The following is a 15,734-nucleotide window of genomic DNA, read 5'->3' on the forward strand; positions in this document are numbered from 1 at the left end:
ATGACAAAAGCCCCGGCTATCTTAGCCGGGGCTTTTTGTTGTACAGTGCTGTAAAGTATTAAAAACGGGATAGGCATGGATACCTCAACAGTAATTAACACCTCAGCTTCTAGTAGCGGCGATTTAACCTTACAAACCCCTTCAGACAGCTATTCTGCCAAGCGGGCAAGGCGTGCCGCGTGGGGCAGTTTTGTTGGTGCAGTTGTCGACTGGTTCGACTTTCTACTGTACGGAATAGTTGCCGCACTGGTATTTAACACCCAGTTTTTCCCGCAGGTGAGTCCAACAATGGGCACGCTGGCAGCATTCGGTACGTTTGGTGTGGGTTTCTTGTTCCGTCCTCTCGGTGGGATGGTGTTTGGGCACTTTGGTGACAAGCTCGGTCGTAAGCGCATGCTGATGATTACCGTCTGGATGATGGGGGGCGCTACCGCCTTGATCGGGTTGTTACCCTCTTTTGATTCTATTGGCTGGTGGGCTCCAGTACTGCTGGTCTTGCTACGTGCTATTCAAGGATTTGCCGTTGGCGGCGAATGGGGGGGCGCAGCCCTGCTGGCGGTTGAGAGTGCGCCGAAAAAGAGAAAAGCTTTCTATAGCAGTGGCGTACAGATTGGTTTCGGTGTTGGCCTGTTACTGGCGACCGGTTCAGTTTCCATCGTAAACCATTTCACTACCAATGAAGACTTTGTTCGTTGGGGCTGGCGTTTACCCTTCCTGTTCAGTCTGGTATTGGTGGCCATTGCCTGGTGGGTCCGTAAAGGCATGGATGAATCGCAGGAGTTTGAGGCTAACAAGGCACTGGAAATCAGAGCCAACAAAATACGCAACTTCCCGATCTTTGAAGCACTGCGTCAGAATCCGAAGGCATTTTTACTCATTATTGCCCTAAGATTTGGCGAGTTGCTGACAATGTACATCGTTACAGCCTTTGCTATGAATTACTCGACGACTCATCTTGGCCTTTCGCGCGATATCTTTTTAAATATTGGCTTGCTGGTTGGGGCGGTGAGTTGTGTCTCAATACCGTGCTTTGCCTATTTGGCCGATCGCTTCGGTCGGCGCAGGATATACGTCACCGGCGCGTTAATCGGATTCGCCAGTGCTGTTCCATTTTTCATGGCGCTAGAAAGCCGTAATACCGTGATGATTATCCTCTTTGCCATCATGTTGGGCAACGTGGCGCACGATATGCTCGTCAGCGTGCAACAGCCAATGTTTACTGAACTGTTTGGTACGGCATACCGCTATAGTGGGGCTGGCGTTGGTTACCAGGTTGCCAGTGTGGTTGGTGGTGGTTTCACCCCGTTTATCGCTGTCTTGCTGGTTGAGTTTATGGGCGGCTCCTGGCATTTAGTGGCTGCTTATCTGGCAATGGGGTGCCTGCTGTCAGCCATTGTTGGCATGAGAATGAAGCCTCAGGCCGTAGATTGACGTCGTTTCGCTCGCGGCGGGTAAAAAAGAAACCGGGAACGTGCGGCCAGTCTCCGCACGACCCGGTGTTGGGTTAGGCAAGGTCATCAAGAGGGGGAAGATAACCTTGGTTGGTTTCGGATTTGATAACCAACAACGTCACTATAACGATGCTGATTTACCGCTCCAGCCTGTCTTTATTGCTTTGCGTAGTGGTTCCCGCGTTATTGGGGCTGTCTTGTAATCGTTACAGGTGGTTGCGCAGCGCGTCCCAAATAGTCATCCCAATCCTTCCATACTGGCTGTAATCCGGCTGCTTGAATGGCTTGCGCCACCTGCAGGGGTGTTCGGCTGTCATGCGGTTCAAATTGTTCCAACTGAGGTGGAACATCGTCAGCGTATCCACCAGGCTGGGTTTTGGAGCCGGCACTAACGCTGTTGATAGCCACTGGGACCACATGATCGCGGAAGAAGGATGACTCCCGAGTCGATAATGACAGCTCAACATCAGGAGCCAATAAGCGGAAAGCGCAGATTAACTGCATCAGTTGCGGCTCACTTATCAGTGATGCCGGTTCAATGCCGCCGGTGCAGGGGCGCAAACGAGGGAACGAGATCGAGTAGCGGCTCTGCCAGTAGGTTTGTTGCAAATAAAGCAGATGCTCGGCCAGCAGATAGCAGTCGGCGCGCCAACTGTTAGAAAGCCCGATGAGCGCTCCTAGTCCGATCTTGTCGATCCCGGCGCGGCCCAAACGATCCGCTGTTGCCAACCGCCAGTTAAAGTCCTGTTTTTGCCCGCGCAGGTGGTGCCGTTGGTAGGTCGCGAGATGATAAGTTTCCTGATAAACCAAAACGCCATCCAACCCGAGGGTTTTTAGCTCGGCATACTCTTCCTGTGCCAGCGGTTGGACCTCCATCATCAATGAACTGAAATGGCGGCGGATAGTGGGGATATGCTGGCGAAAGTAGTCCATGCCGACTTTACGCTGGTGTTCACCGGTAACCAGCAACAGATGCTCGAAGCCAAGGGCTTTAATGGCTGTGCATTCCCGTTCTATTTCCTCTGAGTCCAGCGTTTTGCGCTTAAGTTGGTTACTCATTGAGAAACCACAATAAGTACAATCGTTGGCACACAGATTAGAGAGGTAGAGTGGCACGTAAAAACTCACAACATTGCCAAAACGCTGGCGTGTAAGCTGCTGCGCACGCTGCGCTAAAGGCTCCAGATAGGGCGTGGCAGCGGGGGAAATGAGCGCCATGAAGTCATCCCGCGTCAGCTTTTCTGCATTGAGCGCATTTTCAACATCGCGGGCAGTTTTGCTGTTGATGCGAAGCTGGAGATCGTCCCAATCCCATTGTTGCAAGTGTTCTCTAAAATCATCTGCCATTAGAGAGCCTCCCCTGAGTGGCTCAGGAAGGCTGTTAGCGGGCTGGATGCGATGGCGGTCCGCTGTTGGCTACCTAACCCAGCGTGGTACGCTAACTCGCCCGCCTCGACGGCCAGACGGAAAGCCTGGGCCATTTTTACCGGATCGCCAGCTACTGCAATGGCGGTGTTGACCAATACGGCATCAGCCCCCAGTTCTATCGCTTCTAACGCGTGACTGGGGGCACCAATTCCGGCATCAACTACCACAGGGATTTTAGCCTGTTCGATAATGATCTGAAGAAAATCGCGGGTAAGTAGCCCGCGATTAGACCCTATTGGTGCACCTAACGGCATCACGGCAGCACAGCCTACTTCTTCCAGCCGTTTACACAACACCGGATCGGCCCCGCAGTACGGCAGTACCACAAACCCTTCTTTAACCAGGATTTCTGCTGCTTTCAGGGTTTCGATCGGATCGGGTAGCAGATATTTTGCATCGGGATGAATTTCCAGTTTCACCCAGTGAGTTCCCAGCGCCTCACGCGCCAGTCGAGCGGCAAATACCGCCTCGTCAGCGGTTTTAGCCCCGGAAGTATTCGGTAATAGCCGTACGCCCAACTGTTGCAGCGGGGCCAGAATGGCATCATTACCGTTGCGTAGATCGACGCGTTTCATTGCCATAGTGACCAACTGGGAACCAGAGGCTTGCAGAGAGGCCAGCATCAATGCTGACGAAGCAAATTTACCTGTGCCGGTCAATAGGCGTGAGGTAAAAGTAGTATCGGCGATTTGCAGCATGTCAGCCCCCAGCAATTGCTTGAAATAAAAGAATATCATCACCATCCTGTACGAAACGGCTTGCCCAGTCGTCGCGTGGAATGATGACCTGATTTATCGCCAATGCGGTACCTGGCTGGTGGCGCTCCAGTTGTTCGAGCAAAGCCAGGATGCTCAGCTGCTGCCCCAGCTCCAGTGGTTGATCATTCAGCATAATTTTCATGCTGAACCTCCACAGACGTTGCAAGCTGTCGTTTTGCTCAACTGTAGTGTGTTCCAGCTTTGCTGCTTGCCGTCGAACAATCGCAGCTTGCCACTGAGGTGAGAAGGCATTCCCGCCAGCATTTTGATGGCTTCCAGTGCTTGGAGCGTGCCGATAATACCGACGACCGGGCCGAGCACTCCTGCTGTACGGCAATTACGCTGTGGCTCGGTTTGCTCGGGATAGAGGCAGGCATAACAACCCTGCGTATAGGGTGGTTCAATAACCAGTAATTGGCCGCTGAAGCCCACAGCGCTACCGCTGATTAAAGGCACACCTGTGTTAAAACAGGCCGCATTAACCGCATGGCGGGTGGCCATATTATCGCTGCAATCGAGTACCAGATCGGCACGGGCCACGACGTCACTCAGGATTGAGCCGGCAAGGCGCTGTTCCAATGCAATGCATTCCACCAGCGGGTTGAGTGCCTGCAAATCGCGTTGTGCAAGTTGGGCTTTGCTGCTGTTAACGTCGACGGTCCGATAAAGAATTTGCCGCTGCAAGTTAGTAATGTGCAACTTGTCATCATCGGCCAACAGTAAAGTGCCAACCCCAGCGGCGGCAAGGTACAGCGCGGCTGGGGAGCCTAATCCACCCAAACCGACGATGAGCACCGTCGCGTGCTTCAGCTTGTGTTGCCCTTCGGGACCTACCTCTTCGAGCAACAGTTGGCGGCTGTAACGCAGAAACTCTTGGTCACTCAGCATTGCTCGGCTCCTTGCCTTCGATCAGTTGCAACAATTGCGCGGTGGCCGCACGCCAGTCGGGTGCCATGGTGATGGCACTGACCACGGCGACGCTGCCGACGCCGCAAGCCAGCACGGCTGGCACACGGTCGATACTAATGCCGCCAATGGCTACCGTCGGGTGATCCTGCAATCCGGCGAGGTGGCGTTTGAGTTCGGCTAGCCCTTGGGGGGCTGACGGCATCTCTTTGGTTTGCGTCGGGAAAATATGCCCTAGCGCAATATAGGAGGGTTTTACGGCGATAGCTCTAGCTAGCTCAGCGTCATCATGGGTAGAAACGCCTAGCCGTAATCCTGCTCGGTGGATTGCAACCAGGTCGGCAGTATCCAAATCCTCCTGCCCCAAGTGCACACCATAGGCTTGATGCTTGATCGCCAACCGCCAGTAGTCATTGATAAACAGCCGAGCCTGGTAACGTTTGCCTAAAGCGATGGCTGCGGCAACATCTGCCTCTACCTGTTGATCTGCCTGATCCTTGATGCGTAACTGAATTGTGGTAACGCCCGCATCCAGCAGGCGGGCGATCCATTCAACACTCTGAACAACCGGGTATAAGCCCAGCTTGTGCGGTGTAGCGGGGAAGGGGGTGATAATTTCAGTCATTATTAACCTCCTCCTGCAGATTGGACGCACTATGGTAAAGTTCGCTGCCACGCGAGCGAAACTCGACAGACATTTTCTCCATGCCGCTCAACTGGATCTCTACTGTGTTGGCCGCCGTCTGTGCCGCAGCATAGTCACGGACTTCCTGCGAGATTTTCATCGAACAGAATTTTGGCCCGCACATTGAGCAGAAATGAGCAACCTTGCCTGATTCCTGCGGTAGTGTTTCATCGTGGTAAGCGCGGGCGGTTAGAGGGTCCAGAGCCAGGTTGAACTGATCTTCCCAGCGGAATTCAAAGCGCGCCTTGGACATAGCGTTATCACGGATCTGTGCACCGGGATGGCCCTTTGCCAAATCGGCCGCATGAGCGGCTATCTTGTAGGTAATCAACCCCTGCTTCACATCTTCTTTGTTCGGCAAACCCAAATGTTCTTTCGGTGTCACATAGCAAAGCATCGCACAGCCAAACCAACCGATCATTGCGGCACCGATGCCAGAGGTGAAATGGTCATAACCCGGTGCAATATCGGTGGTCAAAGGGCCCAGCGTATAGAATGGTGCTTCGTGGCAATGCTCCAGCTCTTCGCTCATATTGCGGTGGATCATATGCATAGGTATATGCCCAGGGCCTTCGATCATCACCTGTACATCATATTCCCAGGCTATTTGGGTCAATTCGCCCAAGGTACGTAATTCGGCAAATTGCGCTTCATCATTGGCATCCTGAATAGAGCCAGGACGCAACCCATCACCGAGCGACAGTGCAACATCGTAAGCAGCGCAAATTTCGCAGATCTCACGGAAATGTTGATAGAGGAAGTTTTCCTGGTGATGTGATAGGCACCATTTTGCCATGATTGAACCGCCCCGTGACACGATGCCGGTCAGACGTTTGGCGGTCATCGGCACATAACGCAGCAGCACCCCTGCATGGATAGTGAAATAATCCACGCCTTGCTCGGCCTGTTCCAACAGGGTATCGCGGAACATTTCCCAGGTTAGGTTTTCTGCCACACCGTTCACTTTTTCCAGCGCCTGATAGATGGGCACCGTGCCAATCGGCACCGGGCTGTTACGCAGGATCCACTCGCGCGTTTCATGGATATAACGGCCAGTGGAGAGGTCCATCACCGTGTCTGCGCCCCAGCGAGTCGACCACACCAACTTTTCCACTTCTTCTTCAATCGAGGAGCTAACCGCTGAGTTGCCGATATTGGCATTCACCTTGACCAGGAAATTGCGGCCAATAATCATCGGCTCAGATTCTGGGTGGTTAATATTGGCGGGGATGATGGCACGGCCAGCCGCCACTTCCTGGCGTACAAATTCCGGCGTGATATTTTCAGGCAGGTTGGCTCCCCAGTTTTGACCTGGGTGCTGCTGGCGCAGAACCTCACTGCGAACGCGTTCACGGCCCATATTTTCGCGGATGGCGATGAATTCCATCTCCGGCGTAATAATACCGGCACGTGCGTAGTGCAATTGTGTTACGCATTTACCCGCCAGGGCTTTACACGGCTGCGGCAGGTGTTCAAAACGCAGATGATCCAGTCCCTCATCCGCCAGCCGCTGTTGAGTGAAACCAGAACTGACGTCGGCTAACGTTTGCGTATCCGCACGTTCAGCGATCCAGCCCGCACGTATCTTTTTCAGGCCCCGGTGAACATCCAGCGTTTCTTGCCGGTCGCCATAAGGACCTGCGGTGTCATATACCGGAATGGCCTCATTCTGTTCATATTGCGGGTTATCTTTACTGCCGCCGATCAGCGTCGGACTGAGTTGAATTTCCCGCATTGGGACCTGAATGTCGCTTCGAGAGCCAGAAAGATAAATACGATGGGAGTTGGGGAAGGTCACACCTTGCAGAGAAGCAATGAAAGACTGCGCTTCATCACGTCGTTGTTTACGGACACGGGTTTTATTTACATTAGACATAGCAAATTCCTATCAGTGTGGTGATGTTCGGAAAATTGCTTGTCTGGAGCTCGGAGGGAGTAATGGTGGTAGCCTAAGGCAGGTCTGTTGCCAGTGGCGGCATACCCTAAATAATTGGCGTTGCAGGAAGGCGGCAACGCAGCGAGCCCCGGGAGCGTACAGATAGTACGTGACTGGGTGAGCGAGGAAAGCCAACGCACCTGCAACGTCAAGCATGACGGGTATGGATTACTCTTGTTTCCTTCGCGGGTCTTAACCCGATCAGGTTCCGCGGATCCCGAATTAACGGTCTCAGCCTGGCCGATTTAATGGAAAATCAACGCTAGGCACTCCGACAAGAGCACCCAGTATATACACGTCGCCCTTCAAGTTATAGGGGGGTTGGCTGCCTTTACTCACCTCAGTCACTTGGTTTACCAAGCGCCTGGGGAATCTCTCGGTTGCCGCCTACCTGCAACTCGAAGTAACTTGGGTATAGAAGGGAGAATAAAAACTACAAGCTTGCCCCTCATCTTTCACTCTGCAGCCGTGTTGCGGTGTGAAAAATGAGGGGCAAGGCTTAAATCAGGCTGGATGTTGCACCGTTCCTGTATTGGCTGCGTCGGGATTACCCTGTTGCCAGGTTTCCGCTGCTAGCTGAATTAACTGGTCTTCCAGTGCAAAACGTGAAGCCAACACCTCGCCGACTTCTGACAAGGCTTGATTGAGTTCCTGCCGCATATTTTTATCGAACTCAATTTCACTAAAGCGATCGTGAAACGCCATGACGCTTTCGGTATTAGCCTGTAACTTGGGGTAGAACTTGGTGGTCAGGGCCATTTTAGGGCTGGTAGAACCTTCCACTTGTTTGATAATTTTGCCATAGATGTGAAAATGCCCGGCAGAGAGATAATCCACCAGATGATAGCAAAAGTTATCCAGCGCTTTTTCATTCAGCGGGGTATGCTTTTCTTTATTGGGTTTGATGCCGACCAATGCGCAATAGGCAATCAGCAACTGTTTGCGTGCTTGTAGCCATTGATCGACTAACTCATTACTGCCACCAACGCGTTGAGTCAGGCTTTCCAGTCGGTTGAGCATAGTTGACTCCGTAAGTAATAGAAAAAAACAGTAAGTTATTAAAATGTAACAAGACCATCCCTAGATTGCCAGTGAAGCAGAGGTTGTGCAACAACATATGGAACTTGCATTAACGGGTAACGAAAATGGCTGGTGGATCATCAGCCATGAAAGCAAAATTTGGTTACCAAATGGTGAACTGCCGTTTGGTTCTTCCGCATCATTTTCACTACAGGGCCAGTTGGCTCGTCAGATTGGCGAATGGGACGGCGCAAAGGTCTGGCTGGTCCGCAAACCAATGCCAAGAGATATGGGATCGGTGAGGCAACTGCTCGATCTCGATCGTGATCTGTTCCAGCTTGCCGGGCGCGGTGTGCAATTGGCGGATTTTTACCGTTCGCACCGGTTTTGCGGTTATTGTGGACATGAAATGCATCTCAGCCGCACTGAGAGCGCTTGCCTGTGTAATAACTGCCGTGAACGTTATTACCCACAGATTGCGCCCTGCGTGATTGTCGCCATTCGTCGCCATGACGAGATCCTGCTGGCGCAACATGTTCGCCATCGTGGCGGGATACATACGGTGCTGGCCGGGTTCGTCGAAGTCGGGGAAACCCTAGAGCAGGCCGTGGCGCGTGAGGTTATGGAAGAGAGCAATATCGCTATCACTAATCTACGTTATGTGACCTCCCAACCTTGGCCGTTTCCTCATTCATTGATGATGGCGTTCATGGCTGATTATCACAGCGGTGAATTGCGTCACGATCCGAAAGAGTTACTTAATGCGGGTTGGTATCGTTATGATCAACTGCCGATGCTGCCGCCGCCGGGTACTGTGGCGCGCCGTCTGATAGAGGACACGGTGGCGCTGTGCCGTGCGGAATAAGGTACAATGGCGGCAGATTATCAAGGGAGCCCAATAATGAATGAGTTGAAGAACGATCGCTACCTGCGCGCCTTGTTGCGCCAGCCGGTGGATATTACCCCTGTATGGATGATGCGCCAGGCCGGTCGTTACTTGCCGGAGTACAAGGCTACCCGTGCGCAAGCCGGTGATTTCATGTCATTGTGCAAAAACGCCGATCTGGCCTGCGAAGTGACATTACAACCGCTGCGCCGCTATGCACTGGATGCCGCGATTCTGTTCTCGGACATTCTCACCATTCCTGATGCCATGGGGCTTGGGCTCTACTTTGAGGCGGGTGAAGGGCCGCGTTTTTCTTCTCCTATCACCTGCCGGGCAGATGTTGAAAAACTGCCGCTGTTCGATCCGGAAGATGAACTCGGTTATGTGATGAATGCTGTCCGCACCATTCGTCGCGAACTCAAAGGGGAAGTGCCGCTGATCGGTTTCTCCGGCAGTCCGTGGACATTGGCCACCTATATGGTCGAGGGGGGCAGCAGTAAGGCGTTCACCAAGCTGAAAAAAATGATGTATGCCGAGCCACAAACGTTGCATCTGTTGCTGGACAAGCTGGCTGACAGTGTCATTCTTTATCTCAATGCCCAGATCCGCGCTGGAGCGCAGTCCGTGATGGTGTTTGATACCTGGGGCGGTGTGCTGACGGGGCGTGATTACCGCGAGTTCTCTCTGCACTATATGCATAAAATCGTTGATGGTTTGCAGCGTGAAAACGATGGGCACCGTGTGCCGGTGACTCTGTTCACCAAAGGGGGAGGCCAATGGCTGGAGGCAATGGCGGCCACGGGTTGTGATGCACTGGGCCTGGATTGGACAACCGACATTGCTGATGCGCGGCGCCGTGTCGGTGATAAGGTTGCGTTGCAAGGCAATATGGACCCTTCCATGCTGTATGCCTCACCGCAACGCATCGAGCAGGAAGTGGAAACTATCCTGGCTGGTTTTGGCCATGGTGAGGGGCACGTCTTTAACCTTGGGCACGGTATCCACCAGGATGTGCCACCGGAACATGCTGGCGCATTTGTTGAAGCAGTCCACGCGCTTTCGGCTAAATACCATCGTTGAACCAGTGGGGAGACGCAGTGATAGACACACAGGCTCTGCGTAAGGAACAACAACAGCGTGCTGGGGAAATCATCCGTGAGGATGATTTTTTGCAAAATCCGCCAGCATATATTGCCGGTGCAGATGTTGGATTTGAGCAGGAGGGCTCGGTAACGCGTGCCGCTATTGCTATCTTGCGCTACCCTTCACTGGAACTCGTGGAATATCGCATAGCGCGTATTAATACGGTCATGCCTTATATCCCAGGCTTTCTGTCGTTTCGCGAGTATCCTGCGTTGCTTGCCGCTTGGGAGCAACTGCAACTTAAGCCCGACCTGGTTTTTGTCGATGGGCACGGTATCTCGCACCCAAGGCGTTTAGGGGTTGCCAGCCATTTTGGCTTGCTGGTGAATGTGCCAACCATTGGTGTCGCGAAGCAGCGCCTGTGCGGTAAGTTTCCCCCATTGGATTCCGCAGTTGGTGCCCTGGCTGCGCTGCAGGACAAGGACGAACAACTGGGATGGGTATGGCGTAGCAAAGCACGCTGTAACCCACTGTTTATCTCTACCGGGCATCGTGTTTGCACCGAAAGTGCCTTGGCCTGGGTACAGCGCTGTATGGCAGGTTATCGCTTGCCGGAACCAACCCGTTGGGCCGACGCTATCGCTTCACGTCGCCCGGCCTTTGTACGCTGGTTACAGCAGCATCCAGAGGTGCCGCAATGAGCGATTTCGGGTACACTGCGCGGCAAATAACGAGTAAGAGAGTAGACAATGCTACGTAACCCAATTCATTTACGCTTGGAAAAGCTGGAAAGCTGGCAGCATTTGACCTTTATGGCCTGCCTGTGCGAGCGTATGTACCCAAATTACCAGATGTTCTGCCTGCAAACGGAATTTGGCGATCCGGCGGTTTATCGCCGGATCCTGGATCTGATATGGGAGACGCTGGTGGTGAAAGACGCCAAGGTCAACTTTGACAGTCAACTGGAAAAGTTGGAGGAAGCGATCCCATCGGCTGACGATTACGATCTTTACGGTGTTTACCCGGCAATAGATGCTTGTATTGCATTAGGGGAACTGATCCATTCACGCCTCAGTGGGGAGACGCTGGAGCACGCCATCGCCATCAGTGAAACGTCAATTCGCACTGTAGCAATGTTGGAAATGACTCAGGCCGGTAAAGAAATGACCGATGAAGAACTGAAAATTCTGCCTGCCGTAGAGGAGGAATGGGACATTCAATGGGAGATTTTCCGCCTTCTGGCTGCCTGCGAGGAGCGTGACCTGGATTTGATCAAAGGGTTACGATCTGACCTACGTGAGGCTGCGGTAAGTAATATTGGTATAAATTTAACGCAGTAACACAAGAAAACGTGATTTAACGCCTGATTTGTCATGCCTTAAGGCTTCACATCCGCACCCTGTCTGGTCTACATTTGGGGGGCGTAAAAAAAGTGGCTATCGGTGCGTGTATGCAGGAGAGTGCTGTCTATCGGCATATCCGTCGCACTCGATGCTTTGCAAACGATAAACACACTGTAAGGATAAGTTATGAACAAGACTCAACTGATTGATGTAATCGCAGACAAGGCTGACCTTTCCAAAGCTCAAGCTAAACTGGCTCTGGAATCTACCCTGGCTGCTATTACTGAGTCTCTGAAGGAAGGTGATGCGGTACAATTGGTTGGTTTCGGTACTTTCAAGGTAAACCATCGTAGCGAGCGCACTGGCCGCAACCCACAAACAGGTAAAGAAATCAAAATCGCAGCCGCTAACGTGCCTGCGTTCGTATCTGGTAAAGCATTGAAAGACGCAGTTAAGTCCTAACCGCGTGATAAAAAGTTTAAACAGGGGGGCGAACATGCCCCTTTTGTTTATTCAACGGGCGCTCATGATCGCTGCTGTTGTCAGTGGTCTGAGCGCTTGTAGCCTCCGTTCATCCCCGCCTTCTTTTACTGCCAGTGGTTTTGTCGCCGATCAGGGCGTCATGCGGGTATGGCGAATAGATGACGGGCAGCAGCGCCCCTTGGTATTGATGAGTGTCTATAGCCCCTATAGTGGGCCGGGGACGATCTCAACGTTGTACGAATATCAAAATGGTGTGCTGTACCAGATCAAACGTACTGATGCAGATGGCGATCGCGATTCCATTCAACTACGTTTCACAGTGAATGGCACCGTCAGTTTTATGCAGCGTCAATTGGCCACTCAGCGCCAAAAGTTGTCCAATGATGATATCGCCCTTTACCAATATCAGGCTCGTCGTATCTTGGAAGTGAGTGATGCGCTGAATGTGGGCCGCGTTAGGCTGTTGCAGGGGCATTGGCAACAAGGGGAAGTCAAGTTATGCAACGGTGAGGTGGTGAAGCCGGGTTTTGATAAACAGGCCGAGAATTGGATCGCACGGCGAACTACCAACAATCACCAACCGGTTAGCCTTGCCTGGTTGGATGGACCGGAAGGACGCGAGTTGTTGCTGGTGGCTAACGATGACTTCTGCCGTTGGGAGCCGACAAAAGATACACTCTAGAAACGCCAACCAACAAAAAGGCCCTGCGCACAGAGCCTCCTTTATTAATGTGAATACGGCTTATTTTTCGCGGGCGATTGCGCGGTAGCCAATATCCTTGCGACAGAAACTGCCTTGCCACTGAATTCCTTCCGCTAACTGATAAGCCCGCTTCTGCGCTTCCGCGACAGTTTCGCCCAATGCAGTCACGCAAAGCACCCGACCACCGCTGGTCAGCACCTGATTTTCCTGCAGCCGCGTACCGGCATGAAATACCTTGCCGTCTACATTTTCCTGTTGTGGCAAACCATGGATCACGTCACCCTGGCGGTATTCACCAGGATAACCACCGGCAGCCAAGACGACGCCGAGAGAAGGACGCTCATCCCACTCAGAGGTTTTATCGGCGAGTTTGCCTTCTGCACCCGCCAGACAGAGTTCCACCAAATCGGAACGCAGACGTAGCATGATTGGTTGAGTTTCAGGATCGCCAAAACGACAATTGAACTCAATAACCTTTGGCTGGCCATCTTCAGTAATCATCAGGCCAGCATACAGGAAGCCGATATAGGTGTTGCCTTCTGCGGCCATGCCTCGTACGGTTGGCCAAATCACCTGTTCCATCACGCGCTGGTGGATCTCGTCAGTGACGACCGGTGCTGGTGAATAAGCCCCCATACCGCCGGTATTAGGGCCGCGATCGCCATCACCGACGCGTTTATGATCTTGGCTGGTTGCCATGGGAACCACATTCTCGCCATCCACCATAACGATGAAGCTGGCTTCTTCGCCTTCAAGGAACTCCTCGATCACGATGCGATGCCCCGCCTGACCAAAAGCGTTTCCCGCCAACATGTCCTGAATAGCGTCCTCGGCCTCCTGCAGCGTCATGGCAACGATCACCCCTTTGCCCGCGGCCAGACCGTCCGCTTTGATCACAATTGGCGCACCTTTACTACGCACATACGCCAATGCGGGGTCTACTTCAGTAAAGTTCTGGTACTCGGCGCTGGGGATTGCGTGGCGAGCAAGGAAGTCTTTGGTAAAAGCTTTGGAACCCTCAAGCTGGGCAGCGGCCTGCGAAGGACCAAAGATTTTCAACCCTGCAGCCCGGAAGGCATCGACAACACCAATAACCAACGGTGCTTCAGGACCGACGATAGTGAGTTCGACCGAATTAGCTTTGGCAAAGGCAACCAATGCCGGAATATCGGTGGGGGCGATATCGACATTGGTCAGATTTGCTTCCAGTGCGGTGCCTGCGTTACCCGGTGCAACGTAAACTTTATCCGCCAGCGGCGATTGGGCAGCTTTCCAGGCCAACGCATGTTCGCGTCCGCCATTGCCGATAATCAGAATATTCATCAGGTGCTCCATAAACAACGTGCGCGGCTGGCGCGCACGTAGCAAAAGGGATTAGTGGCGGAAATGGCGCATGTCGGTAAAGATCATCGCAATGCCGTGCTCATTGGCAGCTGCAATCACTTCATCGTCACGAATTGAACCACCGGGCTGGATCACGCAGGTAATACCCACCGCTGCAGCCGCATCAATACCGTCACGGAACGGGAAGAAGGCATCGGATGCCATCGCAGAACCTTTCACTTCCAAACCTTCGTCAGCGGCCTTGATACCGGCAATTTTTGCTGAATACACGCGGCTCATTTGACCCGCACCGATACCAATGGTCATGTTATCGCGTGCATAAACGATAGCGTTGGATTTGACGAATTTGGCGACTTTCCAGCAGAACAGCGCGTCACGCAGCTCTTGAGCAGTTGGCTGGCGTTCAGACACCACGCGCAAGTCAGCTTCAATCACCATACCCAAATCGCGGTCTTGTACCAACAAACCGCCGTTGACACGTTTAAAGTCCAGCCCGTGAATGCGCTGCTGCCACTGGCCACAGGCCAGCACGCGCACATTCTGTTTGGCGGCCAACAGAGAACGCGCTTCATCACTGATTGCGGGGGCGATGATCACTTCAACGAATTGACGGCTGATGATCGCTTGCGCTGTTTCGGCATCCAACTCGCGGTTGAAGGCAATGATACCGCCGAATGCGGAGGTCGGATCGGTCTGGTAGGCGCGATCATAGGCCGCTAACGGATTTTCACCGATTGCTACGCCACAAGGGTTAGCGTGCTTGACGATCACACAGGCAGGCTCGGCAAACTCCTTCACACATTCCAGAGCGGCATCGGTATCTGCGATGTTGTTATAGGAGAGCGCTTTGCCCTGCAGTTGCTCTGCGGTAGCAACGGAAGCTTCATGCAGATCCTCTTCTATATAGAAGGCGGCCTGCTGGTGGCTGTTCTCACCGTAACGCATATCCTGTTTCTTGATGTAGTTCAGATTCAGCGTGCGAGGGAAACGGCCGGAAGGCTGAGAGGTTTCACCGTGATAAGCAGGAACCAGAGCGCCAAAATAGTTGGCAATCATGCTGTCATAGGCGGCGGTGTGTTCAAACGCCTTGATGGCCAGATCGAAACGGGTCGAATACAGCAGCGAGCCGTCATTATTGTCCATCTCGGTAATAATAGCGGCGTAGTCGCTGCTTTTGACCACAATCGTAACGTCTTTGTGGTTCTTGGCAGCGGAGCGCACCATCGTTGGCCCGCCAATATCGATATTCTCGACGGCATCCTCCAGCGAACAATCTGGGCGCGCCACCGTTTGAGCGAAGGGATACAGATTTACCACGACCATATCGATCGGGCTGATCGCATGGCTTTCCATAATCGCGTCGTCCTGACCGCGACGGCCAAGAATACCGCCGTGTACTTTCGGATGCAGCGTCTTGACGCGTCCGTCCATCATTTCTGGGAACCCGGTGTAGTCGGAAACTTCGGTAACAGGTAGACCGGCATCAGCCAGCAGACGCGCTGTACCACCGGTGGAAAGCAATTCTACGCCGCGCTGGCAAAGAGCTTCAGCGAATTCAACGATACCGGATTTGTCAGACACGCTGAGCAAGGCCCGGCGGATTGGACGAGGTTGTTGCATGGTTTTATCCCTTGGCTTTGAGTCGCAATAAAAGAGCGTTACGTGGATCCCCACTTTACTTTGCTTCTTATATATAGAGGGATTTCTC

General features: G+C 52.9%; 16 protein-coding genes and 1 riboswitch. Of the genes, 7 read left to right on the top strand and 9 right to left on the bottom strand.

The window, feature by feature from the left end; translation table 11 throughout:
• Nucleotides 1-75 precede the first annotated feature (75 nt).
• Complete coding sequence (gene shiA / locus SAQUA_RS01715; RefSeq protein WP_380676611.1) at nt 76-1,431, top strand: shikimate transporter; 1,356 nt, start codon at nt 76-78, stop codon at nt 1,429-1,431.
• A gap of 203 nt (nt 1,432-1,634) precedes the next feature.
• Here shiA and thiH read toward each other — a convergent pair whose 3' ends face one another.
• The 7 genes from thiH to rsd form a co-directional block, all read right to left on the bottom strand.
• A complete protein-coding gene (thiH, locus tag SAQUA_RS01720; RefSeq protein WP_380676613.1) occupies nt 1,635-2,798 on the bottom strand; it encodes a 2-iminoacetate synthase ThiH in 1,164 nt (387 codons plus the stop codon).
• The gene (locus SAQUA_RS01725) at nt 2,798-3,577 is read right to left on the bottom strand and encodes a thiazole synthase (RefSeq protein WP_380676640.1); all 780 of its coding nucleotides are present in this window, start codon (nt 3,575-3,577) and stop codon (nt 2,798-2,800) included. Before SAQUA_RS01725 ends, thiH begins: the two co-directional genes overlap by 1 nt.
• Nucleotide 3,578: 1 nt before the next feature.
• Complete coding sequence (gene thiS, locus SAQUA_RS01730) at nt 3,579-3,779, bottom strand: sulfur carrier protein ThiS (RefSeq protein ID WP_380676615.1); 201 nt, start codon at nt 3,777-3,779, stop codon at nt 3,579-3,581.
• Nucleotides 3,776-4,525: a ThiF family adenylyltransferase gene (locus SAQUA_RS01735; RefSeq protein WP_380676617.1), complete on the bottom strand. Its 750-nt coding sequence runs from the start codon at nt 4,523-4,525 to the stop codon at nt 3,776-3,778. Before SAQUA_RS01735 ends, thiS begins: the two co-directional genes overlap by 4 nt.
• Nucleotides 4,515-5,168 carry a thiamine phosphate synthase gene (gene thiE, locus SAQUA_RS01740; RefSeq protein ID WP_380676619.1) on the bottom strand — a complete coding sequence of 218 codons (654 nt, stop codon included), beginning with the start codon at nt 5,166-5,168 and terminating at the stop codon, nt 4,515-4,517. Before thiE ends, SAQUA_RS01735 begins: the two co-directional genes overlap by 11 nt.
• Nucleotides 5,161-7,104 carry a phosphomethylpyrimidine synthase ThiC gene (gene thiC, locus SAQUA_RS01745; protein WP_380676621.1) on the bottom strand — a complete coding sequence of 648 codons (1,944 nt, stop codon included), beginning with the start codon at nt 7,102-7,104 and terminating at the stop codon, nt 5,161-5,163. The genes thiE and thiC overlap by 8 nt, the downstream gene beginning before the upstream one ends.
• Nucleotides 7,105-7,325: 221 nt before the next feature.
• Nucleotides 7,326-7,448: riboswitch (TPP riboswitch) on the bottom strand.
• Nucleotides 7,449-7,668: 220 nt separating this feature from the next.
• On the bottom strand, nt 7,669-8,184 hold the full coding sequence (gene rsd / locus SAQUA_RS01750; RefSeq protein ID WP_380676623.1) for a sigma D regulator: 516 nt from the start codon (nt 8,182-8,184) through the stop codon (nt 7,669-7,671).
• Between the two features lie 97 nt (nt 8,185-8,281).
• Here rsd and nudC point away from each other — a divergent pair, with 97 nt between their 5' ends.
• The 6 genes from nudC to SAQUA_RS01780 all read left to right on the top strand — a co-directional run bounded on the left by nudC (nt 8,282) and on the right by SAQUA_RS01780 (nt 12,661).
• On the top strand, nt 8,282-9,049 hold the full coding sequence (gene nudC, locus SAQUA_RS01755) for an NAD(+) diphosphatase (protein WP_380676625.1): 768 nt from the start codon (nt 8,282-8,284) through the stop codon (nt 9,047-9,049).
• Nucleotides 9,050-9,085: 36 nt separating this feature from the next.
• Nucleotides 9,086-10,150: a uroporphyrinogen decarboxylase gene (hemE, locus tag SAQUA_RS01760; RefSeq protein WP_380676627.1), complete on the top strand. Its 1,065-nt coding sequence runs from the start codon at nt 9,086-9,088 to the stop codon at nt 10,148-10,150.
• 17 nt (nt 10,151-10,167) lie between these two features.
• Nucleotides 10,168-10,854 carry a deoxyribonuclease V gene (nfi, locus tag SAQUA_RS01765; RefSeq protein WP_380676629.1) on the top strand — a complete coding sequence of 229 codons (687 nt, stop codon included), beginning with the start codon at nt 10,168-10,170 and terminating at the stop codon, nt 10,852-10,854.
• A 48-nt stretch (nt 10,855-10,902) separates the two neighbouring features.
• A complete protein-coding gene (locus tag SAQUA_RS01770; protein WP_380676631.1) occupies nt 10,903-11,493 on the top strand; it encodes a YjaG family protein in 591 nt (196 codons plus the stop codon).
• Between the two features lie 189 nt (nt 11,494-11,682).
• Complete coding sequence (gene hupA, locus SAQUA_RS01775; RefSeq protein WP_024914152.1) at nt 11,683-11,958, top strand: nucleoid-associated protein HU-alpha; 276 nt, start codon at nt 11,683-11,685, stop codon at nt 11,956-11,958.
• A 34-nt stretch (nt 11,959-11,992) separates the two neighbouring features.
• Nucleotides 11,993-12,661 carry a DUF1481 domain-containing protein gene (locus tag SAQUA_RS01780; protein WP_380676634.1) on the top strand — a complete coding sequence of 223 codons (669 nt, stop codon included), beginning with the start codon at nt 11,993-11,995 and terminating at the stop codon, nt 12,659-12,661.
• A gap of 60 nt (nt 12,662-12,721) precedes the next feature.
• On the opposite strand, the gene purD is transcribed toward SAQUA_RS01780, so the two are convergent.
• Nucleotides 12,722-14,005 carry a phosphoribosylamine--glycine ligase gene (gene purD, locus SAQUA_RS01785; protein WP_380676636.1) on the bottom strand — a complete coding sequence of 428 codons (1,284 nt, stop codon included), beginning with the start codon at nt 14,003-14,005 and terminating at the stop codon, nt 12,722-12,724.
• Nucleotides 14,006-14,056: 51 nt separating this feature from the next.
• Nucleotides 14,057-15,646, bottom strand: a complete 1,590-nt coding sequence (gene purH, locus SAQUA_RS01790) for a bifunctional phosphoribosylaminoimidazolecarboxamide formyltransferase/IMP cyclohydrolase (RefSeq protein WP_380676638.1) — start codon at nt 15,644-15,646, stop codon at nt 14,057-14,059.
• Nucleotides 15,647-15,734 lie beyond the last annotated feature (88 nt).

This window comes from Serratia aquatilis (assembly GCF_044865145.1).
Taxonomy (GTDB): domain Bacteria; phylum Pseudomonadota; class Gammaproteobacteria; order Enterobacterales; family Enterobacteriaceae; genus Chania; species Chania aquatilis.